The 26,086-nt window shown below is 45.0% G+C and carries 26 protein-coding genes; 19 read left to right on the forward strand and 7 right to left on the reverse strand.

The annotated features are described in order from the left end of the window. Positions 1-110: 110 nt before the first annotated feature. On the forward strand, positions 111-1,052 hold the full coding sequence (gene rluC, locus AC27KT_RS05200) for a 23S rRNA pseudouridine(955/2504/2580) synthase RluC (RefSeq protein WP_014979112.1): 942 nt from the start codon (positions 111-113) through the stop codon (positions 1,050-1,052). Positions 1,053-1,055: 3 nt separating this feature from the next. Continuing rightward, positions 1,056-1,763 carry an HAD-IA family hydrolase gene (locus AC27KT_RS05205; RefSeq protein ID WP_487127985.1) on the forward strand — a complete coding sequence of 236 codons (708 nt, stop codon included), beginning with the start codon at positions 1,056-1,058 and terminating at the stop codon, positions 1,761-1,763. Positions 1,764-1,814: 51 nt separating this feature from the next. On the opposite strand, the gene AC27KT_RS05210 is transcribed toward AC27KT_RS05205, so the two are convergent. Continuing rightward, positions 1,815-2,435 (reverse strand): Maf family protein, encoded by a 621-nt coding sequence (locus AC27KT_RS05210; protein ID WP_487127987.1) that lies wholly within the window; start codon positions 2,433-2,435, stop codon positions 1,815-1,817. Positions 2,436-2,588: 153 nt separating this feature from the next. Between AC27KT_RS05210 and yceD the strand changes: the two genes are divergently transcribed. From yceD to AC27KT_RS05280, 14 genes are all read left to right on the forward strand, one after another. After that, complete coding sequence (yceD, locus tag AC27KT_RS05215) at positions 2,589-3,122, forward strand: 23S rRNA accumulation protein YceD (protein WP_179983187.1); 534 nt, start codon at positions 2,589-2,591, stop codon at positions 3,120-3,122. Between the two features lie 3 nt (positions 3,123-3,125). After that, positions 3,126-3,296: a 50S ribosomal protein L32 gene (gene rpmF / locus AC27KT_RS05220; RefSeq protein WP_012518206.1), complete on the forward strand. Its 171-nt coding sequence runs from the start codon at positions 3,126-3,128 to the stop codon at positions 3,294-3,296. A 15-nt stretch (positions 3,297-3,311) separates the two neighbouring features. Next, the gene (gene plsX / locus AC27KT_RS05225; RefSeq protein WP_487127990.1) at positions 3,312-4,337 is read left to right on the forward strand and encodes a phosphate acyltransferase PlsX; all 1,026 of its coding nucleotides are present in this window, start codon (positions 3,312-3,314) and stop codon (positions 4,335-4,337) included. After that, a complete protein-coding gene (locus AC27KT_RS05230; RefSeq protein ID WP_014949212.1) occupies positions 4,334-5,299 on the forward strand; it encodes a beta-ketoacyl-ACP synthase III in 966 nt (321 codons plus the stop codon). Before plsX ends, AC27KT_RS05230 begins: the two co-directional genes overlap by 4 nt. A gap of 79 nt (positions 5,300-5,378) precedes the next feature. Then, positions 5,379-6,308 (forward strand): ACP S-malonyltransferase, encoded by a 930-nt coding sequence (gene fabD / locus AC27KT_RS05235; protein ID WP_487127993.1) that lies wholly within the window; start codon positions 5,379-5,381, stop codon positions 6,306-6,308. A gap of 9 nt (positions 6,309-6,317) precedes the next feature. Then, complete coding sequence (gene fabG, locus AC27KT_RS05240; RefSeq protein WP_014976326.1) at positions 6,318-7,058, forward strand: 3-oxoacyl-ACP reductase FabG; 741 nt, start codon at positions 6,318-6,320, stop codon at positions 7,056-7,058. 199 nt (positions 7,059-7,257) lie between these two features. Beyond that, positions 7,258-7,497 (forward strand): acyl carrier protein, encoded by a 240-nt coding sequence (gene acpP, locus AC27KT_RS05245; RefSeq protein WP_012518211.1) that lies wholly within the window; start codon positions 7,258-7,260, stop codon positions 7,495-7,497. An 80-nt stretch (positions 7,498-7,577) separates the two neighbouring features. Then, the gene (gene fabF, locus AC27KT_RS05250; RefSeq protein ID WP_014949215.1) at positions 7,578-8,816 is read left to right on the forward strand and encodes a beta-ketoacyl-ACP synthase II; all 1,239 of its coding nucleotides are present in this window, start codon (positions 7,578-7,580) and stop codon (positions 8,814-8,816) included. Between the two features lie 233 nt (positions 8,817-9,049). Further along, positions 9,050-9,901 carry an aminodeoxychorismate lyase gene (gene pabC / locus AC27KT_RS05255; protein WP_487127996.1) on the forward strand — a complete coding sequence of 284 codons (852 nt, stop codon included), beginning with the start codon at positions 9,050-9,052 and terminating at the stop codon, positions 9,899-9,901. A 113-nt stretch (positions 9,902-10,014) separates the two neighbouring features. Continuing rightward, complete coding sequence (gene mltG / locus AC27KT_RS05260; protein WP_487127998.1) at positions 10,015-11,034, forward strand: endolytic transglycosylase MltG; 1,020 nt, start codon at positions 10,015-10,017, stop codon at positions 11,032-11,034. Between the two features lie 59 nt (positions 11,035-11,093). Next, complete coding sequence (gene tmk, locus AC27KT_RS05265) at positions 11,094-11,768, forward strand: dTMP kinase (protein WP_487128000.1); 675 nt, start codon at positions 11,094-11,096, stop codon at positions 11,766-11,768. Then, positions 11,768-12,655, forward strand: a complete 888-nt coding sequence (holB, locus tag AC27KT_RS05270) for a DNA polymerase III subunit delta' (protein ID WP_487128002.1) — start codon at positions 11,768-11,770, stop codon at positions 12,653-12,655. Before tmk ends, holB begins: the two co-directional genes overlap by 1 nt. 63 nt (positions 12,656-12,718) lie before the next feature. After that, entirely contained in the window at positions 12,719-13,501 is a 783-nt protein-coding gene (locus AC27KT_RS05275) for a TatD family hydrolase (RefSeq protein WP_487128004.1), read from the forward strand. Between the two features lie 36 nt (positions 13,502-13,537). Continuing rightward, positions 13,538-14,095, forward strand: a complete 558-nt coding sequence (locus tag AC27KT_RS05280; protein ID WP_487128006.1) for a pyridoxamine 5'-phosphate oxidase family protein — start codon at positions 13,538-13,540, stop codon at positions 14,093-14,095. Positions 14,096-14,263: 168 nt separating this feature from the next. Here AC27KT_RS05280 and AC27KT_RS05285 read toward each other — a convergent pair whose 3' ends face one another. The 3 genes from AC27KT_RS05285 to AC27KT_RS05295 all read right to left on the reverse strand — a co-directional run bounded on the left by AC27KT_RS05285 (position 14,264) and on the right by AC27KT_RS05295 (position 20,002). Continuing rightward, positions 14,264-14,896, reverse strand: a complete 633-nt coding sequence (locus AC27KT_RS05285; protein ID WP_487128008.1) for an SDR family oxidoreductase — start codon at positions 14,894-14,896, stop codon at positions 14,264-14,266. 170 nt (positions 14,897-15,066) lie between these two features. After that, a complete protein-coding gene (locus AC27KT_RS05290; RefSeq protein WP_487128010.1) occupies positions 15,067-18,021 on the reverse strand; it encodes a ligand-binding sensor domain-containing diguanylate cyclase in 2,955 nt (984 codons plus the stop codon). 160 nt (positions 18,022-18,181) lie between these two features. After that, positions 18,182-20,002: a M2 family metallopeptidase gene (locus AC27KT_RS05295; RefSeq protein ID WP_487128012.1), complete on the reverse strand. Its 1,821-nt coding sequence runs from the start codon at positions 20,000-20,002 to the stop codon at positions 18,182-18,184. 225 nt (positions 20,003-20,227) lie between these two features. Between AC27KT_RS05295 and AC27KT_RS05300 the strand changes: the two genes are divergently transcribed. Both AC27KT_RS05300 and AC27KT_RS05305 read left to right on the forward strand, forming a co-directional pair. Then, a complete protein-coding gene (locus AC27KT_RS05300; protein WP_487128014.1) occupies positions 20,228-20,608 on the forward strand; it encodes a gamma-glutamylcyclotransferase family protein in 381 nt (126 codons plus the stop codon). An 11-nt stretch (positions 20,609-20,619) separates the two neighbouring features. After that, complete coding sequence (locus tag AC27KT_RS05305) at positions 20,620-20,985, forward strand: DUF4870 domain-containing protein (RefSeq protein ID WP_487128016.1); 366 nt, start codon at positions 20,620-20,622, stop codon at positions 20,983-20,985. Between the two features lie 372 nt (positions 20,986-21,357). Here the strand turns inward: AC27KT_RS05305 and AC27KT_RS05310 are convergent, their stop codons facing one another. From AC27KT_RS05310 to AC27KT_RS05320, 3 genes are all read right to left on the reverse strand, one after another. Beyond that, a complete protein-coding gene (locus AC27KT_RS05310; RefSeq protein ID WP_487128155.1) occupies positions 21,358-21,633 on the reverse strand; it encodes a hypothetical protein in 276 nt (91 codons plus the stop codon). Positions 21,634-21,847: 214 nt separating this feature from the next. After that, positions 21,848-22,612, reverse strand: a complete 765-nt coding sequence (locus tag AC27KT_RS05315; RefSeq protein ID WP_487128018.1) for an SDR family NAD(P)-dependent oxidoreductase — start codon at positions 22,610-22,612, stop codon at positions 21,848-21,850. A gap of 46 nt (positions 22,613-22,658) precedes the next feature. Then, the gene (locus AC27KT_RS05320) at positions 22,659-23,573 is read right to left on the reverse strand and encodes a haloalkane dehalogenase (RefSeq protein ID WP_487128020.1); all 915 of its coding nucleotides are present in this window, start codon (positions 23,571-23,573) and stop codon (positions 22,659-22,661) included. A gap of 245 nt (positions 23,574-23,818) precedes the next feature. Here AC27KT_RS05320 and AC27KT_RS05325 point away from each other — a divergent pair, with 245 nt between their 5' ends. Beyond that, the gene (locus tag AC27KT_RS05325; RefSeq protein WP_487128022.1) at positions 23,819-25,942 is read left to right on the forward strand and encodes a 3-hydroxyacyl-CoA dehydrogenase NAD-binding domain-containing protein; all 2,124 of its coding nucleotides are present in this window, start codon (positions 23,819-23,821) and stop codon (positions 25,940-25,942) included. Positions 25,943-26,086 lie beyond the last annotated feature (144 nt).

A 26,086-nucleotide genomic window follows, 5' to 3' on the forward strand; every position in this document is an offset into this window, starting at 1 on the left:
AGACTTAAAGAAAAGCTACCTTTGTTTAAAATTGCATCGATAAGGGCTTTTTTCAATTATTTCTCACTTTCAATTAGCCCAGAGAAATAGCAATGGGGTATACTCAGAGCATGAAAGAAGAAGCTCCCCAAAAAGTACGTTTTGTAACGGTTGAAGCCGACTTGGCTGGTCAACGTATCGATAATTTTTTGCGCACCCAGCTAAAAGGTGTGCCGAAAAGCATGATTTATCGCATTTTACGCAAAGGTGAAGTGCGGGTGAATAAGGGTCGTGTTAAGCCTGAATATAAGTTACAAGCCGACGATTTAATCAGAATTCCACCGGTTCGCGTGTCGGAAGGTGCGCCTGCGCCATCGCCAAAGCTCGATAAAATTGCATCATTAGAGTCGCATATCCTTTTCGAGGACGACCGTATACTTGTTATCAACAAGCCATCGGGAATGGCCGTTCACGGGGGAAGCGGCTTAAGCTTTGGGTTAATCGAAGGTTTACGAGCCTTGCGTCCCGATGCCAAATTTATGGAATTGGTACATCGACTAGACCGTGACACATCAGGCTGTATTTTGATAGCCAAGAAGCGATCTGCCCTTCGCCACATGCATGAGCAGCTTCGCACCGGTAAAATGGACAAGCGATATAATGCGCTAGTTGCAGGTGAGTGGCCTAAAACCCGATTTAAAGTTAAGGCGCCGCTTCGCAAAAATGTGCTGCAATCGGGTGAGCGCATGGTAAGCGTAAGTGACGATGGTAAACCGTCAGAAACGCGCTATCGCATATTAGAGGAATACGCAGGTGCAACCTTGGTCGAAGCGTCGCCTATTACAGGTAGAACCCACCAAATTCGCGTTCACTGTTTGCATGCAGGTCACCCTATTGCTTGTGACCCAAAATACGGTGATGCGGATTTTGATGCGGCAATGCGCCAGAAAGGGCTGAATAGACTCTTCCTCCACGCTCGCAGTATTTCATTGCTGCACCCAGCGACTGAAGAGCGCGTGACATTCACCGCGCCATTAGACGACACACTCTCAAATACACTTAAAGCGCTGTAAGTTATGCATTCAAAGAATCAGGCTGTGGTAGCACAGCCTTTCACTTCATTAAATGAAAAACTTCCAAAGTATAAACTAGTTATCTTTGATTGGGATGGCACGCTAATGGATTCGGCGGCGAAAATTGTTAGCTGCATGCAGCTTGCCGCAAAGCAGTGTGAGATGCCTGTTCCTACCTACGACGAAGTAGGCCACATTATTGGTATAAGTTTAAAGCCCGCCATTAAACAGCTTTTTAATATTGAAGACGATAGGTTAGCCGAGCGTTTAGTCGCCGCTTATAAAGAGGCGTTTGTTACCCGTGATACAACGCCGTGTCCTTTGTTTGATGGCGTTGAACAGTTACTTAGCGATTTGAAAGAAGCGGGATGTACCTTAGCCGTTGCGACAGGTAAAGCGCGCCGAGGTCTTGATAGAGCGTGGGCACAAACAGGAACGGGACCTTTCTTTAGTGCGTCACGCACCGCCGACGAGGCAGAATCCAAGCCTTCGCCCGACATGTTGCTACAGTTGCTTGATGAACTGGGCTATGAAATAAAAGATGCCGTGATGATTGGCGACACGACCTACGATATGCAAATGGCGAAATCTATCGGTATGGATAGGATAGGGGTATCATACGGCGTTCATGCACAGGTTCATTTAGAAGCGTTGTCACCCGTGGCACTTGTACACTCTATAAGCGAGTTAGAAACAGCGCTGCTTAAATAGCGATGGTTCTATAGAACTGCTTTGCTGGCGCTGTTTTACAAAGTTAGAGCCTTACTGAGCAGCCATTGCTAATAAATCGACATCGAAGTGTGCACCCAGTAATTCATTTAGCAGCATTATCGGAAGACCGATTAAACTGTTAGGGTCGCGGCTTTCTATTTTATCAAACAGTAACACACCCAAACCTTCGCTTTTAAAACTGCCGGCGCAATCAAGTGGTTGCTCTTTATCTACATAGGCGCGAATGGCAGCTTCACTGTTATGGCGAAAGAAAACGCGTGTTTCATCTACCTGTGTTATCGTTTTATTAGCGCTAGGTTGGTGAAGGCAAAGTGCAGTATAAAATGACACTTGCTTACCTTGGCATGCCATTAGCTGGTTTACTGCATTTTCTGACGTGCCAGGCTTGCCAAGTAGCTGCGGGCCCGCATCGGTTTGGACCAAAGCTACTTGATCACTACCTATAATAATGGTGTCGCTATTTACCTTTTCTAATTCGGCGGCAACCTTGTGCGCCTTTTGTTCGGCTAAACGTAAACTCAATGCAGTAGGGCTTTCGTTCGCAAAGGGCGTTTCGTCAATATCTGGTGCGTGAGTGTCTACCTGAATACCAATGTTGGCGAGCAACATTTTTCGGTATTGCGATGATGAGGCGAGAACAAGGGAGGCCACAATTACTCCTTTTATAAAATCAATATGTTGCGTACTTTCAGTTAATAGCGCAATGTTACAATATCACAGCGTGTGACATACAGTGTTTTATTATAGGTTAAAACGTAATTTTGCTTTGACAGGAAGGGGTTGACCCTATATCATGCGCGCCCTATGCAGAAAGTGAAACTCCCTCATTCGGTTGAACCGACTAAAAGTGCCATGAAACGTTCCGATTACCGGGGCGTTATTGCGTCTAAAGATATGGAACGATTGAGTGAAGCAGTTGTCCGATGCAGTGACTATGTGGACGCAGAAGTGCAGTTCGAAAAAGACGCGCAGGGTCTTACTGTTTTTCACGGTCATTTAGCCACGCAGGTAACACTTATCTGTCAAAGGTGTAATGGTGAACTCGATTATCCCGTGGAAGCGGAATTCTGTTTTACTCCAGTGCAGGGAGAAGAACAGGAAAGCGATGACATCATTCCCGAGGCTTACGAACCGGTAGAGGTCAACGACCACGGAGAAGTTAATCTGCTTCAAATTTTTGAAGACGAGCTACTGTTATCTTTGCCAATTGTGCCCCTTCATGCAGAGTCGGAGTGTACAGTGAAGCAAGACGATATGTCGTTTGGAAAGATTGAACCGGAACAAGAGCGACAAAACCCTTTCGCGGTTTTGAAAGAACTTAAGCGAGACCAGGAGTAAGTTATGGCAGTACAACAAAATCGTAAAACGCGTTCTAAGCGCGGTATGCGTCGCTCACACGATGCATTGACAGGCGCGACTTTGTCTGTCGATTCAACGTCGGGCGAAACTCACCGTCGTCACCACGTGACCGCTGACGGTTATTATAAAGGCAAGAAAGTAATCGGCGCGTAATACGGCGACTACATTTTGTCTAAACTAACCATCGCGTTAGATATCATGGGGGGCGATCATGGTCCCCCTGTTATCCTTTCTGCGGCCGTAAAGGCTATCCAACTTCATCCCGATGTGCATTTCACATTGTGCGGTGACGAAAAAATTATCAATTCGAGCTTACAACCCCTTACCAATGTTGAACGCAACCGCGTTACTATAAAGCATTGCTCACAAGTGGTTGAAATGGGCGAAGCGCCTACATCAGCGCTACGAAATAAAAAAGACTCTTCTATGCGCCGCGTTATTGAACTTGTCGAAAGTGGCGAGGCAAACGCGTGCGTAAGTGCAGGTAATACCGGTGCATTACTTACCTTATCATTCTATTTGCTTAAAACCTTATCAGGCATTGATAGGCCCGCACTCATTAATATGATGCCTACAACAGGGCACCATAACGTATTTCTTTTAGATTTAGGCGCTAACGTGAACTGCACGCCTGAAATTCTTTTCCAGTACGGTGTTATGGGTTCAGTGCTTGCGCAAGAGGTGGCGGGCATAGCATCGCCACGGGTTGCCTTATTGAACGTGGGCGAAGAAGATATTAAAGGTAACGCGCAGGTAAAATCTGCCGACCAGCTTTTTAAAGACGCGCCAGGCATAAACTATATTGGTTATGTAGAAGGCGACGACATTTTCACCGATCATGCCGATGTAGTGGTAACAGACGGTTTTACCGGAAATGTAGCGCTTAAATCGAGCGAAGGGCTGGCTAAGTTAGTGATAAACGAAGTAAAACGCCAGTCACAGAAGAACTTTTATACCCGATTATTGGCAAAAATTGCCTTCCCATTACTGAAATCTATCTATAACAGCGTGAACCCCGACCAGTATAACGGTGCGAGTCTGATAGGATTGCGCGGCATTGTTATCAAGAGTCACGGAAATGCACAAAAAGACGCCTTTTATTACGCCATCGTGCAAGCAATGAAAGAAGCAAAGATGCATTTACCTGAAAAGATAAAGACAAAGATAGAAACGGTATTGTTGGAGCAGCTTTGAGCAAATATTCACGCTTTATAGGAACAGGTAGCTATTATCCCAGCGACGTGCGTACAAACGCAGATTTAGAGCAAATGGTGGACACCAGTGACGAATGGATCACTGACCGTACCGGGATAAAAGAGCGACGTATTATTGGAGCAGATGAAACCGCTGCTACCATGGGGGCCGAAGCCAGTAAGAAAGCCATTGAGATGGCTGGCATTGACCCGAAATCTATCGACATGATTGTGTGTGCCACCACGAGTGGTCGCTATGCGCTTCCAAGCACAGCATGTGAAATTCAACGCATTCTTGATATTGACGGTATCCCTGCATTTGACGTAGCTGCTGCATGTGCAGGTTACTGCTACGCATTAAGTGTTGCCGATCAATACATTAAGTCTGGCATGGCGAAACGTATTCTTGTAGTCGGTACCGACTGTTTGAGCCGCTTGATAAACCCTGAAGACAGAACCATGGTTATATTGTTTGGCGATGCGGCAGGCGCGACGATTATTGAAGCAAGTGATGAACCTGGCATTCTTTCCACACACATCAACGCATCAGGCTCTCATGGCGATTTGCTGTACGTGGGTAATCCAACCCGTGGTGACGAGCAGTCGGTTCACGAGAACTGGGGTGTGATGCGTGGTAATGAAGTCTTTAAGGTGGCGGTAACCAAGCTTTCAGAAGTGGTAGAACAAACCCTTGCTGCCAACGGTATGCAAAAATCTGATCTTGACTGGTTAGTACCTCACCAAGCAAACTTTAGAATTATTAAAGCGACAGCTAAAAAGCTGAATATGTCTCTTGATCAAGTAGTGCTTACGTTAGAGCAGTATGGTAATACCTCTGCTGCTACTGTGCCTACAGCGCTTGATACAGCTATCAGAGACGGGCGCATTCAACGCGGACAGCATTTATTACTAGAAGCATTCGGAGGCGGATTTGCATGGGCATCGGCGCTTGTGCGCTATTAGCCTTGCTGATATTTGCCTCGTTAGGGGGCACTCCGACGTTTTCTCGTTTCTAGTAAATTAAAAATAATAAGGAATCGACATGACAAAGACAGCCTGTGTATTTCCAGGACAAGGTTCTCAAAGCGTAGGTATGCTAAAGGAACTTGCTGAGACTTCTCCGATTATCGAAGCAACGTTTAAAGAAGCCTCTGACGCGCTCGGCTACGACCTGTGGGATTTAGTCCAAAACGATGCAGACGGTAAACTTAACGAAACGCATATCACTCAACCAGCGTTGCTTGCTGCTAGCGTAGCAATTTGGCGTGTTATTCGCGAGCAGGGCATAGACGTAGATTACCTAGCGGGTCACAGCCTTGGTGAGTACTCAGCATTAGTATGTGGCGGCGCTATGGATTTTGCTGATGCTATCAAGCTTGTGGAAGCCCGTGGTAAATATATGCAAGAAGCTGTACCGGCCGGCGCGGGTGCCATGTATGCCATTATCGGACTAGACGATGCCGCCATTGCTGATATTTGTCAGCAAACTGCTATTGCTACGGGCGATGTGGTTGCGCCAGTTAACTTTAACTCTCCAGGCCAAGTGGTTATTGCAGGTGAAAAGAATGCAGCAGAGCAAGCCGCTAATGCATGTAAAGAAGCGGGCGCTAAGCGCGCACTTCCTCTTGCGGTGAGCGTTCCTTCACACTGTGAGTTAATGCGCCCTGCAGCAGACAAGTTAGAAGACGCGTTATCGTCATTGAACGTTAATGAGCCTGCAATTAATATCGTGAATAATGTTGATGTCACTATTGAAACCCAAGGTGATGCAATCAAGAACGCATTAGTGAGACAGCTTTATTGCCCCGTTCAATGGACGCGTACTGTTGAATATTTGGCGGCAGCGGGCGTTGAGCGCGTTATTGAAGTAGGTCCAGGTAAAGTACTTACTGGATTGAACAAACGTATCGACAAGAGCCTAGCGTCTCTTGCAGTTAATACACCTGATGGTGTTGAAGCATTAAAACAATAAGGAAACGCAATGAGTCAATTAGACGGTAAAATTGCGCTTGTTACCGGCGCAAGCCGAGGTATAGGCAAAGCGATTGCCACGCAGCTTGCTCAGCAAGGTGCTACGGTTATCGGAACCGCTACCAGTGAAAATGGTGCGCAAGCGATCAGCGATTATCTTTCTGAATTCGGCGGCAAAGGCTTTGCACTAAATGTCACCGACAAAGAAAGCGTAGATACCACGATTAAAGCGATTAATGAAGCACATGGTGGTATCGATATCTTGGTCAATAATGCAGGTATCACACGTGATAATCTGCTAATGCGCATGAAAGATGACGAGTGGCAGGACATTATCGACACCAACTTAACTTCAATTTTCACACTGTCAAAAGCGGTACTTCGCGGTATGATGAAGAAGCGTTTTGGTCGCATCGTGAATATTGGTTCAGTGGTGGGCAGTGCAGGTAACGCCGGACAGGCAAACTATGCTGCAGCGAAGGCAGGGGTCATTGGTTTTTCTAAATCAATGGCGCGTGAAGTGGCTTCTCGTGGTATTACCATCAACGTTGTAGCGCCTGGTTTTATCGATACCGATATGACAAAAGCGCTGACCGATGATCAAAAAGAAGCCATTTTCAAAGATATTCCGGCTAACCGATTAGGCGAGCCTGATGAAATTGCAGCCACTGTTGCCTTTTTAGTAAGCGATGGTGCAGCCTATATTACAGGCGAAACTATCCATGTAAATGGTGGTATGTATATGGGGTAAATTCGCAAAAATTGCGAATTTTCCTTAGTTTGGGGTGGTATTTACCCGAACTTGGATGTAAAAATAGTATTTTACGAATTTCGAATGTCGCTGGTTTGACCAGAAAATTTGTTTAAACTGGTGCTTGCAAGGATGCACCTTGCAAAATAAACTAGCGGCACTTTTATTATCTAGTGACGTTTAAGGGAAACCTAGAATTATGAGTAACATTGAAGAACGCGTTAAGAAAATCATCGTTGAACAACTTGGCGTGAAAGAAGAAGAAGTAAAAGCAGAAGCTTCATTCGTTGACGATTTAGGCGCTGATTCACTTGACACTGTTGAGCTAGTAATGGCTTTGGAAGAAGAATTCGATACTGAAATTCCTGACGAAGAAGCAGAAAAAATTACTACTGTTCAATCAGCAATTGATTACATCAACGCTAACAAAGACGCTTAAGTCTTAAGTAGCGACAAAACGGCTCTTCTAACAGAGCCGTTTTTGTATCTCCTACCTTAGTTCCAAAGCGAGGGCTTTTTGTGACAAAACGTCGCGTAGTGGTTACTGGTCTTGGAATGCTTTCACCATTAGGTCTTAATAGCGAAGACACATGGCGCAAATTGCTCGCGGGCGAAAGCGGCATCGGTGAAATCACCCATTTCGATTGTAGTAACTATTCAACCCGTTTCGCAGGTCAAATTAATGATTTTGATCCGCAGGAATACATTGAAAAGAAAGAAACCAAGAAAATGGACCGCTTTATCCAACTGGGTATAGCAGCAGGCAAGCAAGCCTTGGTCGATTCTGGTTTAACTATTTCACAAGATAATGCGCATCGTGTAGGTGTAGCTATTGGTTCAGGTATTGGTGGTTTAGAACAAATTGAACAAAACCACTTGAAACTGACAAATAGCGGACCTAAGCGCGTATCGCCATTTTTTGTACCTTCAACCATCACCAACATGATCTCAGGCTTTTTGTCTATCATGGAAGGGTTGAAAGGACCGAATTTAAACGTTGTGACTGCTTGTACAACAGGCGTTCATAACATTGGTATTGCCGCAAGAACAATTGCTTATGGCGATGCTGATGCCATGTTGGCCGGAGGCGCAGAAGCGTCTATTACTCCGCTAGGCATGGCTGGTTTTGCCGCAGCACGTGCGTTGTCATCTCGCAACGACAACCCACAAGCCGCAAGCCGCCCATGGGATAAAGACCGCGATGGTTTTGTCATGGGTGAGGGCGCTGGCGTGGTAATGCTAGAAGAATACGAAGCCGCAAAAGCGCGTGGTGCGACCATTTATGCAGAACTGGTTGGTTTTGGCATGAGCGGCGACGCATACCACATGACTTCTCCACCTGAAGATGGCGAAGGTGCGGCTGCGTCTATGCAAAACGCGATAAATGATGCGAAGTTGGATGCAAGCGAAATCGGCTATGTTAACGCACATGGTACGTCTACGCCTGCAGGTGACATTGCGGAAGTGGCAGCAGTAAAACGCGTGTTCAATGACCATGCTCACAAGCTACTTGTTAGCTCTACCAAGTCAATGACAGGCCATTTGCTAGGGGCCGCAGGTTCAGTTGAGGCAATTTTCACTATTTTGGCACTGCGTGACAAAATGGCGCCGCCAACCATTAACTTGGACGAACCAGGTGAAGGCTGTGACTTAGACTTTGTTGCACACAAAGCAAAGGCATTCAATGAAGACTACGCACTGTGTAACTCATTCGGGTTTGGTGGTACGAACGGCTCATTGATTTTCAAGCGTATCTAATACGGCGTGACTAATATAGCGTAATTATCGCTGATTATGTGAACTTCACGTATATTTAAAAGGCAGCTTCGGCTGCCTTTTGTTGTTAATACAGTTAAATCTCACAGTGATTATCATAAAACTCAGGTCTCTTTGAGCACCGCTACAGCCAAATCAATTCAGCTAGACGTTGTCTGACCAACGCAAGTTGGTATACTTCCAACAACCACAATAACGGCGAACAAGAGTAGGCAGTGAGAATTATTCCTAGCGCTACGCCTATTTCATCAAGTGACAGGGCGTTTAATTATGGCGACGGTGTATTTACCACATTGTTGGTAAGTGAACATCATGTAGAATTATTGCCTTATCATCTTTCACGTTTAGAGCACGATGCGGCAGCCATCAAGCTCAATATTGATATCCGCGCGCTTGAAGCCGCAATTGCTGAACAGGTTAAGACGATAAAGAGCGGCTCAGGTGATAACGCTTCTCCAAAATATGTGCTAAAAATTCACGTGTCGGGAGGTCAAGCCGGAAGAGGGTATGCGCGAAGCGAAGACAGTGAAGCATTAGTTAGATTCAGCCAGCACCCGTACCCCGTCCATTACGATAGTCTTGCGAATGAAGGTGCAACGGTAATATGCGCTCAAACGCGGTTAGCCATTCAACCATTGCTTGCGGGTGTAAAGCATATGAACAGGCTAGAACAAGTCTTAGTTAAGCACGAAGTAGACGACGCTGGCGCACACGATGCTATTGTTTGCGATACCCAAGATAACATTATTGAAGCGAGTGCTGGCAATGTATTTTTCTACCTCAATGAACAATGGTATACCCCGTCTTTGAAAGGAAGTGGTGTCAATGGCGTAGTCAGGCAGTGTCTTATTGATTCGCTGTTAAACGACAATTGTTCGCTTCACGTGGGGGAATATGACCTTTCTTATTTGCGAAAAGCGAGTGCAGTGGTAATTACCAATGCACTAATGGGCGTAATGCCGGTACAGAAAATACAAATGCCGGATTTCTCTTATGTCTATTTTGATGTAAGAAGCGATGCGATTGTAGCGTTAAAGAAACGGCTTCAGACTGCGCTTCAAAATTAACTAAAACGCACTTCTCACAACGGGGTTCGTCAACGTTTTACGAGCTTCACCAGATTAGTAGTAAAAAGAAATAAAATGGAATGTAAAGCAATGAAGAAAGGGGAAGTTCAAGCATGAAGCGGGTAATTGTTATTCTATTATCTCTTGTCATGCTTGCCGTTGTTGGGGCAGCCTCTGGCGTAATGTATGTCTCGAGCAAGGTTACCGATGAACTAGCATTAAAAAGTGAAACCTTATTTACGATAGAGAGCGGCAGTAACGCTTATCGTACCGTGAAACACTTGCGTAAAATAGGCATGACCGATGTGTCGCCCTTTGTTGCTAAGGTGTGGCTCAAATTCTTTGCAGGCAGTACGTCTGTTAAGTCTGGCACCTACATGCTGCGCCCAGGGCAGTCACTAGTAGATGTGTTTACCTTGTTTACCGAGGGTGATGAGCACCTTTTTGCAGTGAGTTTAGTCGAAGGACTAACCCTTGCACAGTGGCTTGAGTCGCTTAAACAAAACACAGATTTGGTGTTTGATTTAAACGAAGGGAAATTAAACCAGCTCACTCAGGATAATGGCGTAGATTGGTGTTGCGAAAACGTTTCGCAGACAGAGGGCGTATATTTGGCTGATACGTATTTCTTTACCAAAGGCACAACCGCAAGCGAGATATTAAAAAGAGCACACCGCGCGTTAATTGATTTTGTTTCTCGCGAATGGGAGCAACGGGATGCTGAACTGCCATTGGCAACACCTTACGAAGCTCTTGTCTTGGCGAGTATCATCGAAAAAGAAACGGCTGTGCCTGAAGAGCGTGACATGATTTCAGGCGTTTTCGTCAATAGGCTCAACAGAAATATGCGCCTTCAAACCGATCCCACCGTGATTTATGGTATCGGCCCAACCTTTGACGGAAACATTACCCGTAAGCACTTGCGAACAGCAACGCCTTACAATACCTATGTTATTAAAGGGCTCCCACCAACGCCTATCGCGATGGCAGGCAAGGCCGCCATTCACGCTGCGTTGCACCCACTGACAACGGATGCACTCTATTTTGTGGCGAAGGGCGATGGCAGCCACCAATTTTCTACGACACTAGCTGAACACAATGCAGCTGTGCGAAAATACCAGTTAAAACGATAGCCGTATTGATGCAGACAACCGATACGTTATAGCTAAATAAAAACAGAGTTTAAAAAGTAATGCGCGGAAAGTTTATTGTAGTTGAAGGCCTTGAAGGGGCAGGAAAAAGCTCAGTGATTGGGCTTATCGTTCAAGCATTAAAAGGTGCAGGAAAGCGCGTTGAGCAAACTCGTGAGCCAGGCGGCACACCTATGGCAGAAGCCATTCGAGAATGTGTAAAACACGACTGGGATGAGATCGTGAGTGAGGAGACTGAACTGCTTCTTATGTATGCGGCTCGTGTGCAATTACTTACCAATAAGATCTTACCTTCAATTGATGCTGGTACATGGGTGGTAGGTGACAGACACGACCTGTCATCTCAAGCCTATCAAGGCGGTGGTCGGGGCGTCAGTGGAAAAACGATGACGGCCATCAGCGATATAGCCCTCAAAGGGTTTAAGCCAGATTTAACCTTATATCTGGATGTCGAGCCTGCGGTTGGACTAGAGCGCGCCCGTGGGCGAGGGGAGCTTGACCGCATTGAGCAAGCCGGGCTCGCCTTTTTCGAGCGAACCCGTGCAAAATACTTGTCTCTTGCTAAGCAAGATGAATCTATCGTCGTGGTTAGTGCAATGCAGCCTATGGAAAAGGTACATCAAGACGTGATTGCGGTTATCAATGACTATGTGACGAACACAAGTGGCGAAAGCATTAACATGGCGCGAAACGGAAGCCAGCAGGGGAAAGGCTAATGCAAGTAATGCCTTGGTTTGCTAAAACGTTCTCGACGTTATTGTCGCGATATATGGCAAAAAAATTACACCATGGTTTATTGCTGACAGGGCCAAAGGGAATTGGAAAATACCAACTCGCGTTAGGGTTAAGCAATGCGCTATTGTGTAAGCAGTCAAGCATAAATGGGCCATGTGAGCAGTGTCAAAGTTGCCATTTGAGGCAAGCTGGAAACCACCCAGACTTTCATGTTTTAGAAAGTGAAAAGCAACTAGGGGTGGATAAGATTCGTGAAGGCATAGCCAAGCTTTCAGGTACTGCGCAAATGGGGGGCAATAAAGTGTTGTTGATCCCTCGTGCCGATACCATGACGGAAGCGGCAGCTAATGCACTGTTGAAAACCTTGGAAGAACCCACAAATAATACCTTCTTACTGCTGATCACTGACAGTATCAATAAAATTATGCCGACCATATTAAGTCGATGTGAACGGCAGATACTCTCGCTCCCGTCAGTGTCAGATAGTTTGAACTACTTAAACGCTAAGGGCGTAGAAGATGCAAGCGAGGCATTGCTGGCTGCCTATGGCTATGCCCCTCTTCGTGTAGAGGAGGCGCTTAGTGGTGAAGAAGACATTAGCTATCGCAATTTTAGCGATGGTATGCAGGCGCTCTTAGCAGGCGATGCAAATTTGCAAGTACAAACGCTTGCGAATAAGTGGCAGGACAATGCGCCTCAAATCGCATTGTGGTGTCAACAGATGGCCCATGACGAATACATGAAACGTCAACAGGCTGTTGATTTTAAACGCTATGAAGCGTGTGTTGATGCGGTAAAAACGCTGCAGCACGCAGGTGTAAACAAATCAATGGTACTTTTTGGGTTACTAAAACAATTTCAACGTTAATAGGCAAACGCTGGCTTGTCGAAGCCCTTTTGTCTGACAGTAATTTTTTAAAACAGGTGTAGTTTGTTCGTAGATTCTCATTGTCACTTAGACCGACTTAAGCAAGGGCCAGAAGAGCTGGCTGAAACCTTAAATTTCGCAAGAACCCGAGGTGTTGAACACTTCCTTTGTGTGTGCGTATCTGTTGGTGATTACGACAGCATGTTAGCAGCTGTAAGTCAGTTTGAAGATGTATCAGTATCTTGTGGTGTGCACCCACTACATCAAGATGAAGCGTGTAGCTATGAAGAACTGCTAGAGAAGGCGCAGCGTGAAGAAGTGGTAGCCATTGGTGAAACTGGGCTGGACTATTTTTATAGCCCGGAAAGTAAAGAAATCCAGCTGACGTCTTTCGTCGACCACATTAAAGTAGCTAACGAAACTAAAAAGCCGCTAATTATTCATACGCGGGATGCAAGGGAAGACACCATTAACTTACTCCGCCAACACAAAGCTGCGCACACCAAAGGTGTTTTGCATTGCTTTACTGAGTCATTAGACATGGCGCTGGCAGCAATAGATATGGACTTCTATATCTCTATTTCAGGCATCGTAACCTTTAATTCAGCAGATGAATTGCGTGAAGTGGTAAAAGCGATCCCTTTAGAGCGACTACTTATTGAAACTGACTCACCATGGCTTGCGCCAGTTCCTCATCGAGGTAAACAAAACCAGCCAGGTTACGTTGTAGAAGTGGCAGAATTTATTGCTGAGCTTAAAGGCGTGACGGTAAAAGAGCTCGCGGAAATTACCACGCAAAACTTCTACACGCTGTTTTCTTTAGCCGCGAAGAAGAAAGCCGCGTAGCGCTAAACACAGGCGATTTTACTCTCGGAGGTGGTTATGCCCCAGTGGCGACAAGGGTTGACAAAGAGTCTTCACCAAACCCGCAGTATGCCAGAAAGTCGTTACTTTCAGTTAGCTACTGTGGACGGTAGTGGTGTACCGTACTGCCGTACCGTGGTTTTTAGAGGGATCACCGACGACAACCAACTGGTGGTTATTTCTGATACCCGCTCAGATAAATATGACCAGCTTGGCCAGAATCCTCACTCGCAGGTGTGTTGGTATTTTTCTAAAACTAGGGAGCAATATCGCTTCTCTTGTACTGCAACAATAATAACGTTACATCAAGATGCTGACTTAGTTACTCAGCAATGGAATAAATTGTCAGATGCAGGCAAAAAGCAGTTTTTGTGGGGCGAGCCCGGCACGCCAAGAAACGATGGTTCGGCACTACAGGTTGAAGGGGATTTTGGTGTAGTTCCACCTCACTTTTGCGTGATCATGCTGGCTATTGATAATGTAGACTACCTGAATTTGAGAGGTAACCCTCAAAGTCGAGAGTGGCATCAAAAAGACGGAAATGGCAACTGGGTTAGCCAGTCATTGATACCGTAGGTGACTATCTCTAGCCTCTAAGTAGGCACATATTTAGTACGTGATACCGCCTATTCTGGGCACCACCTAAGTCGGCAGTATATTAACCGGCGACAGAAGTAAGAAATAAGCCCTCTCTAGCTTGAATAGACTCAATAATGTATTGGCAAAAGAGAGGGCGTCGATCACCTAGAAAATATGGGAAATTGGTGTATCACCTTTGAACAAATAGGTGATCAAGTCAGCATTACTTTCTCTTGCAACGCTTTCGACAATAGCTGTCGCTACATCTTCTCTTGGTATAACAGCATCGTCCCTATTGCTTGGCATATCAGTTCGTACTAAATGCTTACCCGGTTCATTTAATAAAGTCCCAGGTCGAAGAATTACGTGATGTAAGCCGCTGTTGATTAGATGCTCGTCAGCCATGTGTTTGGCAACCAAGTATGGTTTTATTGCTGACTCCACGGCGTCAGGATCGTCTGCACCAATAGAACTAACCATAACAAATTTGGGTGTCCCCTCCGCTTTTGCATAGTTAACCGCGTTGCGGGCCGCCCAAAGATCAATCATAAGTGTTTTATCTGCGCCGGTGCTACCGCCTGAACCTGCTGTGAATACCGCAACGTCCACGCCTTCAAAGTGTGCTGAAAAATCTTTTTCTAAGTCCTGCTCAACCACTGTGAGGTTGGCGTTTTGGATATCTGACAGTTTATCTGGGCTTCTTACGGGAGCTAAAACCTTGTGCCCTGCGTCTAGAAGTTTTACCGTTGCTTGCTTCCCAATTTGTCCTGAAGCGCCAATCACTAATACGTTAGCCATAACACTATCCTCCTTGCAATTAAAAATGTTTATCGTTACAAGGTTTTATAAGAAGCAAACGCAACAAGTGATCAATGACTGCGATGGATTACATGACAAAGAGATTGACTGCATAAAAGAATAAATGCAAAAAAGCCAGATTGAGTTAGCCAAGCGCTTGCGGATTGATATTATTTCACCACGGCGTTTCGACCAGACTCTTTCCCAACATACAGCTTTTTATCTACAGCGTGAATACAGGCATCTACGCTATCGTAATCTTTGATGTCAGCAACGCCACACGTTATGGTTACCTTAATTGAGTGAGGAGGGCTTTCAATAGTTTGTTCCGAAACACACTTACGTAACTTTTCTGCTACCCAGTAAGCTTCTTGTACATTGAGTGAGGGTAACAATATCAAAAACTCTTCTCCGCCCCAGCGTGCAATAACATCGCTTTCTCGAAGGTTTTTCTCCAAAGTTTTGGCTACTTTTACTAAAACCTCATCGCCTACATGATGGCCGTATTCATCGTTTATATTCTTGAAAAAGTCTATATCCACAATAAGCAAGGAAAAGGTACGATCATGCCGTTTAAATTCTTGCCACTCTGCGTTGGCTCTCTGTGTGAAATAACGCCTATTTTTAAGCCCAGTTAACGAGTCTTGAGTCGATAAATGCGTAAGTTTTTCTATCATTGCTTCGAGGTCTCGTGTTTTTTCCTCTACTTTAAGGGCCAGTTCTGCAGAGCGTTTTTTCAGCGTCGAAATTCGTAGCCAGATTACTGAAGAGATGATGAAGAGAATACTTAAGCCTAATGCGCCACGCCAAATAGGCTCGTCCCACCAAGGCGGAATCACTATAACTTCGAGTTGAGCTTCGTCGCTACTCCATACATTCTCCTGATTTATCGCTTTTACCGTAAAACGGTATCGCCCAGGCTCTAGATTTGTATAGGTTGCCACTCGCGTCTTAAAATCAGTAAATCGCCAGTTATTTTCGAAATCAACGAGCTTGTATGCATAGCGCAGTTCATTAGCATTCATAAAATCTGTGGCTGCGAACTCAATGGAAAGGGCAATATTATTATGAGTGAGTTCTATCTTTTCGCCTAAGTTAAGGCGTTGTTGCACACTAGTACCATTTTGTTCATCTCGACTTACTGTCTCTACCTTCGTCAGGTGAACAGCAGGCGACCATTTCACGTTTGCAACTTCTGACGGAACAAACTGCGTGAGCCCCTCTGCACCGCCAAAAAGAATAGTGTTATTTTGGGTTGTGGCAACAGAGCCGATATAGTAACCCTTGGAAAGGGCGCCATTTTCTGCGCCATAGTGATAAAGTGTAGAAAGATCTGGCGCTAGATAAGTTATTCCCTCTATAGTAGAAATCCACAACCCGTACTCATCGTCTTCAACAATTGCCCCAATTGATACTTTGCTCAATCTACTCTCTGGCGTAATTTGCGTCACTGTTATGGTTGATAAGTCATCGTTATTTTTTGTGACAAAATACAAGCCATCAGCTTGAGTCCCTATCCAATAGCCACCACGCTCAGAGCGTGAAACCCACGTTACCACCGTACTGTCTGTAATTTTGTCGGTATGATCACTAATACTTGTTAATTCACCGGTGAGCTTGTTGGCCAAATGCAGCCCCGTTACAGTACTTAGCCATGCACTTTCGTCATTTTCGAAAAGAATACGAGTAGTAAGGGAAAGCGGCCACTGTTGTATTACCCGCCCCTCAGAAGGCCGATACACAAAAACACCATCGCTATATCCACCAAACCAAATATCGCCTTGGGTGTCCATATTAATGCTGTAGCCGGACTTACCATGTAACGCCACAATATCAAGTTGGTTTGTTTTACTGTTTAATATCGCTAGTCCGCTGCGAGTCGTTAGCCAAAGCGTATCGTTGTTTGAATCATAGAAAGTACTGGTGATTTTATCACTTGCTTTGTTGTCGGATTTCTGTGCGTTATTGGAAGTAAATGGCCCTTCATACGTCTTGTTAACCGTATCGTAAATCCACAACCCTTTTTCATTCGCTACCCATACTTTATTCTCTTTAAACGAGGCCATAGAGCCAATTATCCGGCCACCACCCACTTCAGTTGTATAAAAGTTGCTGAGTTCTGGGTTACTTATACCAAAGCCGTCGTCTTTCGTACCCACTACGACAAGGCCGGATTTAGTTTGATAAAGGCTTGAGACGCGCTCGTCTCCTGAGTCTTTATCACTTATTGGGAAGTGCAATACTGTATAAGGGCTATGGGCTTTTAAAAGGTTTAAACCTCGTTCGGTCGCAACCCATAAATCGCCATTTCGCTGTAGTAGAATATCCGTTACCGAATTGTCAGACAATCCTTGTATTTCACTCGTACATTGTTTAGTTATTGGCTCGGGTTCAACATTGGGGTTAAACAGGCAGATACCATGAGTAGAAGTGCCTAACCAGAACCGTGAACGCTCTGCAGCGACAAGTCTGGTGAAGTTAACACCTTCATACGCAACAAGTACTAATGAATTTTTAATAGTATCGAGCTTATAAAGGCCAGAGGTGGAGGTAACGTACAGAGTGTTGCCGATTAACTCTATATCAGTGAGTGTACTCGTTGTATCGGGAAGATAACTGACGAGTTCAATACTGTCGTTTTTTTCATAGTACCGATACAAATTTCGCTCAGATACTATCCACAAGGTGCCATCGTATGTCGTTTTTATTCTATTGATGACTTGCTTGCTAAAGGGGGACGACACCGGAAGTGAGTAATGTTTAAATTTTTCTGTGTCTACATTTAAGCGACTTAGTCCGCTGAACGTGCCCACCCAAATATATTCGCCGTCTAGGCTTGCTTCTAATTGAAGCGCACTTAAAGTTTGAAGGCCTGTAGATTTGTCATCTCCCCACATTCCAAAATTTCTGAAGGTATAACCGTCAAATTTATCTATACCTGATTGAGAGGCCAGCCACAAAAAACCATATTTATCTTCAGCAATATCAGAAACAGTAACGTGTGTGATACCGCTTTCCATGTCAAAGGTATGAAAGGCTGGAGCACCTATTTCACCTCGTGCGACAAAGTTAAAGCTAACCAATAAAGCGAAGATGGAGAATAGGTACGCTGAAGGACGGCGCATAGTGTGGCAACGTTAAAAATAATTCATGTATAAAAACTACGCTAATTCAGGGGACTTTCAATAGAACAAAAGTTTAATTTGTTTAAAAAAGCCCCGTGGTAAGGGGCTTTGTCTATTAAAAGTGTTCACAACTGTGTTGTGACTTAAGTACCAGAGCGAGCTACCAGCCACACTGGCGGGATGCGTTTTGTTCATCAAGCCATGTTTTTAGCGGCGCAAAGTAATCGGCAATGGTACTGGCGTCCATTTGCGGTGAGCCTGTCAATGTCTCTAATGCATTTTGCCACGGTTGGCTCATGCCCATTTCCAACATTTCATTTAATGCTTTACCAGCCTCTTCGCTTCCATAAATAGAGCAGCGATTTAATGGACCCTCATCACCAGCAATGTCACACAAGGCTTTGTGGAACTGGAATTGAAGAATATGCGCTAAGAAATAACGCGTGTAAGGCACATTAGCCGGCACATGATATTTTGCTCCGGGGTCAAAAGCATCAGCGCTGCGCTCAAGAGGGGCCATGACGCCTTGATACTTTTCTCTCAATTCCCACCATAATTGATTGTATTGTTCAGGTGTTACTTCACCTGACATCACTTTCCAGCGCCATTGATCTACCATCAACCCAAAAGGAATAAAAGCAATTTTATCCAGTGCTACCTGCATCAACATACCAATATCGTTTGATGCGTCTGGGATCTCGTCAATCAAATCGATTTGTTTGAGATACTTAGGCGTTATGGATAGTGCAATGGTGTCACCAATGGCTTCGTGAAACCCGTCATTGGCTGAACCACGATAAAGAAGCGGCTGGTCTTTATAAGCGCGTTGATAGTAGTTGTGGCCTAACTCATGGTGAATAACGTTAAATTCTTCCCCTGTTTTCTGGATACACATCTTAATACGAAGGTCGTCTTTATCGTCCAAATCCCATGCAGAAGCATGACACTGTACGTCACGGCCTTCAGGCTTTTGAAACATAGAGCGTTCCCAAAAGGTATCTGGAAGTTCTTCAAAGCCAAGCGATGAGAAAAATGACTCTGCTTGTTTAACCATGGCGATTTCGTCATACCCTTGTTCAGCTAATGCGCCTGTAACATCAGGCACTTTCATTTCTTGCTGAGGTTTAACGATATCGTAAATATTTCCCCACGACTGCGCCCACATGTTACCTAATAAATGCGCAGGAATTGGCTTATCTTGTGGTACCACATCTTCGCCGTAATGTTCACCAAGCTTTGCTCGAACATGACAATGAAGTGACTCGTAAAAGGGTTCGACTTGTGTCCATAGACGATCTAACTCTTTCGGAAATTCGTCAGCTGGCATGTCATATTTGCCACGCCACAAAGCACTGACATTTTCGAAGCCAAGTTCTGCAGCACCTTCATTGGCAAGTGATACTTGTTCGGCATAAAGTGGCGCCATAGGTTTAGATACTTCACGCCAGCCTGTCCAATACTCTAACAATTTATCGGCATCGCGTAGGGTAGCCATTTCTGCGCTCATTTCGACCAAGCTTTTACACGTACCATCTTCGCCGCAATACTCGCCAGAGCCGTACATGGCACTTAAATCAGAACCAATCTTTGCAAGACGCTCAGCTTTTTGTGCATCTGCCGGCGGCGGCATTGTTAAACTGTTTTTAAGTAGATCAAGCTGTCTGCGAGTATCAGTATCCACGTCCACATCGTTAAACTTCGCCGCTTCTTTTGCAAGCTTAGCCACTTTCGTTGAAAGTACTTCGTTAAAGTAGGCACTAACTGCAGCTGTATCGAAGTTGATATTGGTGGCGTAGCTCCACTCTGCGTGCGCGGCAGGAACTTGCATTTTCGCAATATCATTTTGTGCTTGCTCTAAGAACTGTTTTGCATCTTGTGCGGTGAGTTCTGGTTTGATTTCTGTCTGAGTAGTACTTTCGCCACATCCTAAGAATGATAGGCTGACCATAGCCGCCAGAAGAGTGCGTTTACGATTGAGCATACTTTGTCCTTTAATTATTTTGATTTTAAAGTGAATCGACGTTCACATAGACATGCGTTAGCATTGTGTAACGCTGTGTTGCTTTTGTAAAACAAATTCGATATTACTCTCACAAAAGCACTGGTTTTTTTAGGCAATTTATAACAAGCAAAGCGAACGGATGGGGCCTGTTCTTAAATTTGCCTCAACACCTGACGAAAAGTTTTTTAATAATGGGTCAAAGTAATGAAAAACAATGACAATGTAACGTCTGCTACACCTGATTTAGAAAGGTTGTTTATCTATGAAAGCCTTGCTCCTAATTGCCCAAATCATCATATCGTCGCTCATATTGATGGCCAGTGGCAGTCTGGTACGGTAGAAGGGCACTTAGTTCAACAAGGGTGGGGAGCAGCTATGGGCTTTCCAGGAATTGTTATTTCTGACCTAACCAAATCAAAAGAAGAGGTGAAGGGCATGATGCTAACGTCTTTTCAACTTGCCGAGAACTGGGCCATGCTGGATGAGTTTGAAGGTGATCAATATGAGCGGGTCATTGCTCCTGTTAAGCTTGATGGCGGTCACACTGAAAACGCCTATATTTATCAAATCAAACCAACGCTATAAAAAGGACGATTATGTCAACGGAAGAACCACTCTACTGGGGTTTAAACGCTAGAAGCTATTGCACGCTTATTCATGTTTCTCAATTATCCAGCTTCGTTATACCTGGTTTGGGAGTCATATTGCCTATCGTGTTATGGATTGCTCACAAAGATCAGAACGAAGAAATCAACCAGCACGGCAGGGTGACAGCGAATTGGTTAATAAGCTTACTTATATACTCGGTTATTTGTTTTATATTGACGTTCATAATTATAGGAGCGCTGGGCTTTATCGTTCTAGGTCTGATGAATTTCGTCTTTGCTATTGTGGCAGCGGTTAAAGCAAATAAAGGTGAGCTGTGGGCCTATCCGCTAAGTTTTGAATTCTTCAAACGTTAACCTTACAAATAACATGTTGCTTCATGTAAGCAAGAAAGAACTGCGATTAAAAACTGCTTATAAAAGACGTTTCTATGTTGAAACGTCTTCGTACCTATCCCATAGCAGACACAGCAATTGCCAGCGTAAACAATAACGCGATATGTTTTGGTTTTAATAACATGCTCACCTCTTTTCTTATGACGTTATCTACCGGTGTTAGCCTTAAAGGTAGTTTTCACAATGGTGTCGCGCTATACGTAATTAGTATAATAGGCTTAAATGTCGCAAATGTCATTTGATTGGCATTATTATAAATGCGCTATGATGGAGGTATTATTGTGGAGCGATTTTGTTGAGGGGTAAGCTGAATGTCGGGTTCTAGACTAGGAATTACTTCGCACTGAAGCGATCATTCGGCAGTATGCTGTGAATAAGGTACTGGCTTTTCGACTGTTTGGTACTTTGAAGCGAGGCATTGGTACCGCGCTTCACTGTGCTTAGTGCTAGCGGTTTATTCTGGCGTTGCTTCTTAAGTAATTGGGATGACGGCACTTCCTTCATATTTACAAGCGTAGGTTGGGCTTCTTGCGCGAAACTAGAATTCATCAGCGAATGAGCTAAAAAAAGTGCGATAGCTAAGAAACTGTTTTTATTTGGCTTGTTCATCACATTTTTTCTCTTTTTTGTTCAAAGTGAACGCTAGACAAACTGATTAAACACTACTTAATTCGATGTCGATGGCTGAGGTGGTTGCACCCACCCCATTCATCGGCTTTGTTTGTTCTCTTTTATTACACCGAATGTAGGATGGAATCGATACATTAGGTGTTATACAAGGGTATTTTTTTATATACCTTTATGCCTATTTTCAAGCAATACATCACCATGCGGTAACGCCTCCGTCTACTGCTATGGTTTGTCCGTTCATGTAAGAGTTGCCAGGGGAAAGCATCAGCATCATGGTGTTAACGATTTCCTGTGGTTCGCCAAGTCGCTTCATTGGGCTGCCCAGGCCTAATTGTTCGCGAGCTTCAGGGGTGTTATACCCATCTACATTCAATATGTTGGTTGGACTATAGAATGGGCAGATTGCATTAACGCGAACATTTTTTCGACCGTATTCCACCGCGGCAGTGCGGGTTATCCCTGACACGGCATGTTTTGCTGCAGCATACGCACCTCCCTTTGGCGCTCCGCCCAAGCCCGCAAGTGAGCTAACATTTAGAACGTGACCTTGCTTTTGTGCCAGCATAACGGGTATCTGGTACTTCATTCCAAACATAACGCCTTTCACATTCACGGCAAACTGCGAATCCATGATTTCCTCTGTCATTTGATGAATTGGTGCAGGGTTATGCGCTATGCCTGCATTATTTACGGCTATATCCAGTTTGCCGAAGGTTTCCATGGCTTTTTCAACCAGCGCCTTATTTAGCGACTCGCTGGCAATATTACCCGCTAGTACCACGACATCAGTGAGTGCTTTTACATCTTTTCTCGTTTCCTCTAGTGCGGTTTCGTTAATGTCTGAAAGAACGAGTTTCGCTCCTCGGTTGGCAAGACCTAGCGATAACAAGCGGCCAAAACCGCTGCCTGCGCCGGTAATTAATACAACTTGTCCTGAAAAGTCGAGCAGAGCGTCCATGGTTATCTCCTAATAGTTAATAGTTTCATGTCGGTTGAAAGTCTTGTTACTTAAGCTGCGTATTCTGGATAAACTGAACAAGCAAATTGGCCAGCAGTTCCCCCTGGTCTTCCTGAATAAAGTGACCACCGTTTTCTATCTGTGTATGGGCCATGCCATTACAGCCGGGAACGAGCTTTTGAAATACTTTTTCTCCACCTTTGGTGACAGGGTCGCTATCACCAAATGCCGTAATGAAAGGTTTATTGTATTGCTTCAGTTTTTCCCATGCCTGTCTATTTGCCTGCGCCTCAGCATTATCGGGGCTTGTAGGAACTAGAAGAGGAAACATGCGGGCTCCCGCTTTGTAGTTTTCGTCAGGGAAGGGAGCGTCGTAGGCAGCCAGCGTTGCTTCGTCTAATTCGGTGGTTGTTGCATTTTGAATAATGGTTGAAGTGGGGAATTCGGGCACGTCCTGAGAGAAACGACGCCATTTGATAAAAGCATCACTAGGCACATGGTCGCCGGTGGGCAGTCCAGTATTAGATACCATGACACCTGAAAAACGCTCAGGCATATCGGCAACAAGCCGCAAGCCAAGTAAACCTCCCCAGTCTTGACAAAATAGTGTAACAGGGCCTTTAGTAGCCTGTGAAAACCAGTCTTTTATCCATATCACATGACGAGCGTAGGAGTAATCCTCTTTTCTTACTGGTTTATCTGAGCGCCCAAAGCCAATGAGATCGGGCACGATGACATTGAATCCCGCATCAGCCAATATGGGCATCATCTTGCGGTACAAATAAGCCCACGTCGGTTCGCCGTGTATTAATAGCACGGTAGGTCCATCTTTAGGTCCACATTGATAATGAGCCATTTTTATTTCACCGCTCACTGTGTCAGTTATTTCAGTGAAGCGGGGTGGGTAAGGAAAGTCAGTGATTTTATTAAAGGCGCTTTCCGGTGTTCTAAGCACTTGCATAGCCAATCATCCTTTTGTAAATAAAATGTAATAACAAGTGTTGCTAAATTAACAAAAACACCGGTTTTATTTTCTGTCAAATAAACCTTAGGCAAGGTAGGACAGGCTCTGCGCAGAGAAATGAATTCACAAAGGGGCTGGCGGTCAATATTAAATATTATGATAAATGTCTATAACACCAATAAACTTGGATGATTGACAACACTGCAATAACATCCAGTTAACGTGATAAACAGGACATGGTTATGACTGAGATGGAAAATAAAGCCGTAGAATATGCAGTACAACAGGGTGTTGCCACGCTGACAATGCAAAGTGCGCCCGTTAATGCGCTGTCACGCGCTATCAGGGTAGGGTTGATAGAAGGCATAAACAATGCACTAGATGACGATAGCGTCAGTGCCATTGTTATTACTTCTTCACTACCTATTTTTTCGGGTGGAGCTGACATCAGCGAATTCTCTGGTGGCGATTTGTCTCCCATGCTACCTGAGGTACTAGACAAGATTGAAAATGCGTCTAAGCCAGTTGTTGCTGTTCTCCCTGGACCAGCATTCGGTGGTGGCTTAGAAGTGGCGTTAGCTTGCCATCATCGCATCACCTTTGCCGACAATAAAGTGGGTCTTCCAGAGGTAAATCTAGGCATATTACCGGGCGCAGGCGGTACTCAGCGCCTTCCTCGATTAGCCGACGCACAAACATCGTTAGAAATGATCGTAACAGGCAAGCCAACGTCGGTGGTTAAGCTTCCAGGTGTCTTCGACAAAATTTCCGATAAGCCTGAGCATTTACTTGAAGATACAAAAGCGTATTTACAAGCATTAACGCCAGATAAAGCGATTAAACGCACCAGTGATATCACGTTGTCCATGTCTGACGAAACGCAGGCGGTGTTTGATGCAGTAACTGCACAAACTAAAAAAGCGACTCGTGGTTTTTTTGCTCCATTAAAATGTATCGAAGCGGTACGCGGAGCTTACACGCTCGCTTTTGAAGATGGCCTTAAAAATGAAGGCAAGCTTTTCATGGAGTGTATGAATACGCCACAGGCGCGTGCCCAGCAGCATTTCTTTTTTGCTGAACGCGCAGCAGGTCATGTGAGCGATTTCGACAAGAATACTCCTGAGCGCAACATTGATAAAGTTGCGATTATCGGCGCGGGAACAATGGGCGGTGGTATCGCTATGAACTTCGCTAATGCCGGCATTCCAGTCACAATGCTTGAGCTCAAAGAAGAAGCGCTAGAGAAGGGATTAGCGCTTATTAGAAAGAACTACGAAAACTCAGCGAAAAAGGGCAAGTTAACCCAAGAGCAGGTCGAGAGCCGCATGGCACTGCTTTCAGGTACTACGTCGTATGACGACTTAGCTGATGTTGATCTCGTCATCGAAGCCGTTTTCGAGAAGATGGAAGTAAAGAAAACCGTATTCTCGACGCTAGATAAAGTGTGTAAGCCAGGCGCTATTTTGGCTTCGAACACTTCGACGTTGGATATTGACGAAATAGCGACAGCCACATCGCGTCCTGAAGATGTGATTGGTCTTCATTTCTTCTCGCCAGCGAATGTGATGAGACTGCTAGAAGTGGTTAAGGCAGAGAAGACATCTGCTGAAGTCATTAAGACCTGCATGAAGATGGCTAAACGCATTAAGAAAGTGGCGGTGTTGGTAGGCGTTTGCTTCGGATTCGTGGGTAACCGTATGATTGAGCCTTACGGCCGTGAAGCTAACCGCTTACTGCTTGAAGGAGCAACACCTGAGCAAGTTGATCGCGTTTTAACCAAGTTTGGCATGCCAATGGGGCCGTTCACTATGGGTGATATGGCTGGTTTAGATATTGGCTACTATGTACGACAGTCTCGACAAGAGCACATTGCACACGACCCCGCTTACGGTGCAGTGGCAGATCGCTTGGTAGAAAAGGGGCGCAACGGACTTAAAACCGGACGCGGAGCTTACAACTATGAACCAGGCAGTCGAGTTCCTGTCCCAGATCCAGAAGTACTAGAAATTGCTAAGCAAGAAGCAGAGCGCTTAGGTGTGGTTCAGCGTTCAGACATTAGCGATGAGGAAATTCTGGTTCGCGTCATGTACTCATTGATTAACGAAGGTGCTGCCATCTTAGAAGAAGGCATTGCAGCTAAATCTAGCGATATCGATGTGATTTATGTTTACGGTTATGGCTTCCCTGTGTATCGCGGCGGCCCTATGCAATATGCCGACGAAGTGGGGCTAGGCACTATTTTAGATAAGCTGACTACCTATCGTGATCAATTAGGTGACTACGGAAAAATGTGGCTTGAACCAAGTGATTTGTTGGTGAAATTGGCCCAAAGCGGCGGCACGTTTAAGAGCTATAAAGCGAAGTAGACATAGCTCTCGTTAGCGAGAATTAATCGACGGTGAGAGCTAGCTATAGCTCTCGTGACCCGACATCCGAATTTGGTAAAGCTAGGTAACTTCGAGAAAAAGCACATAGGCCTAGCTAAACTTTGGCTGAACTTTCAGCCCAAC

The organism is Alteromonas sp. 5NW40-0090, assembly GCF_057552975.1.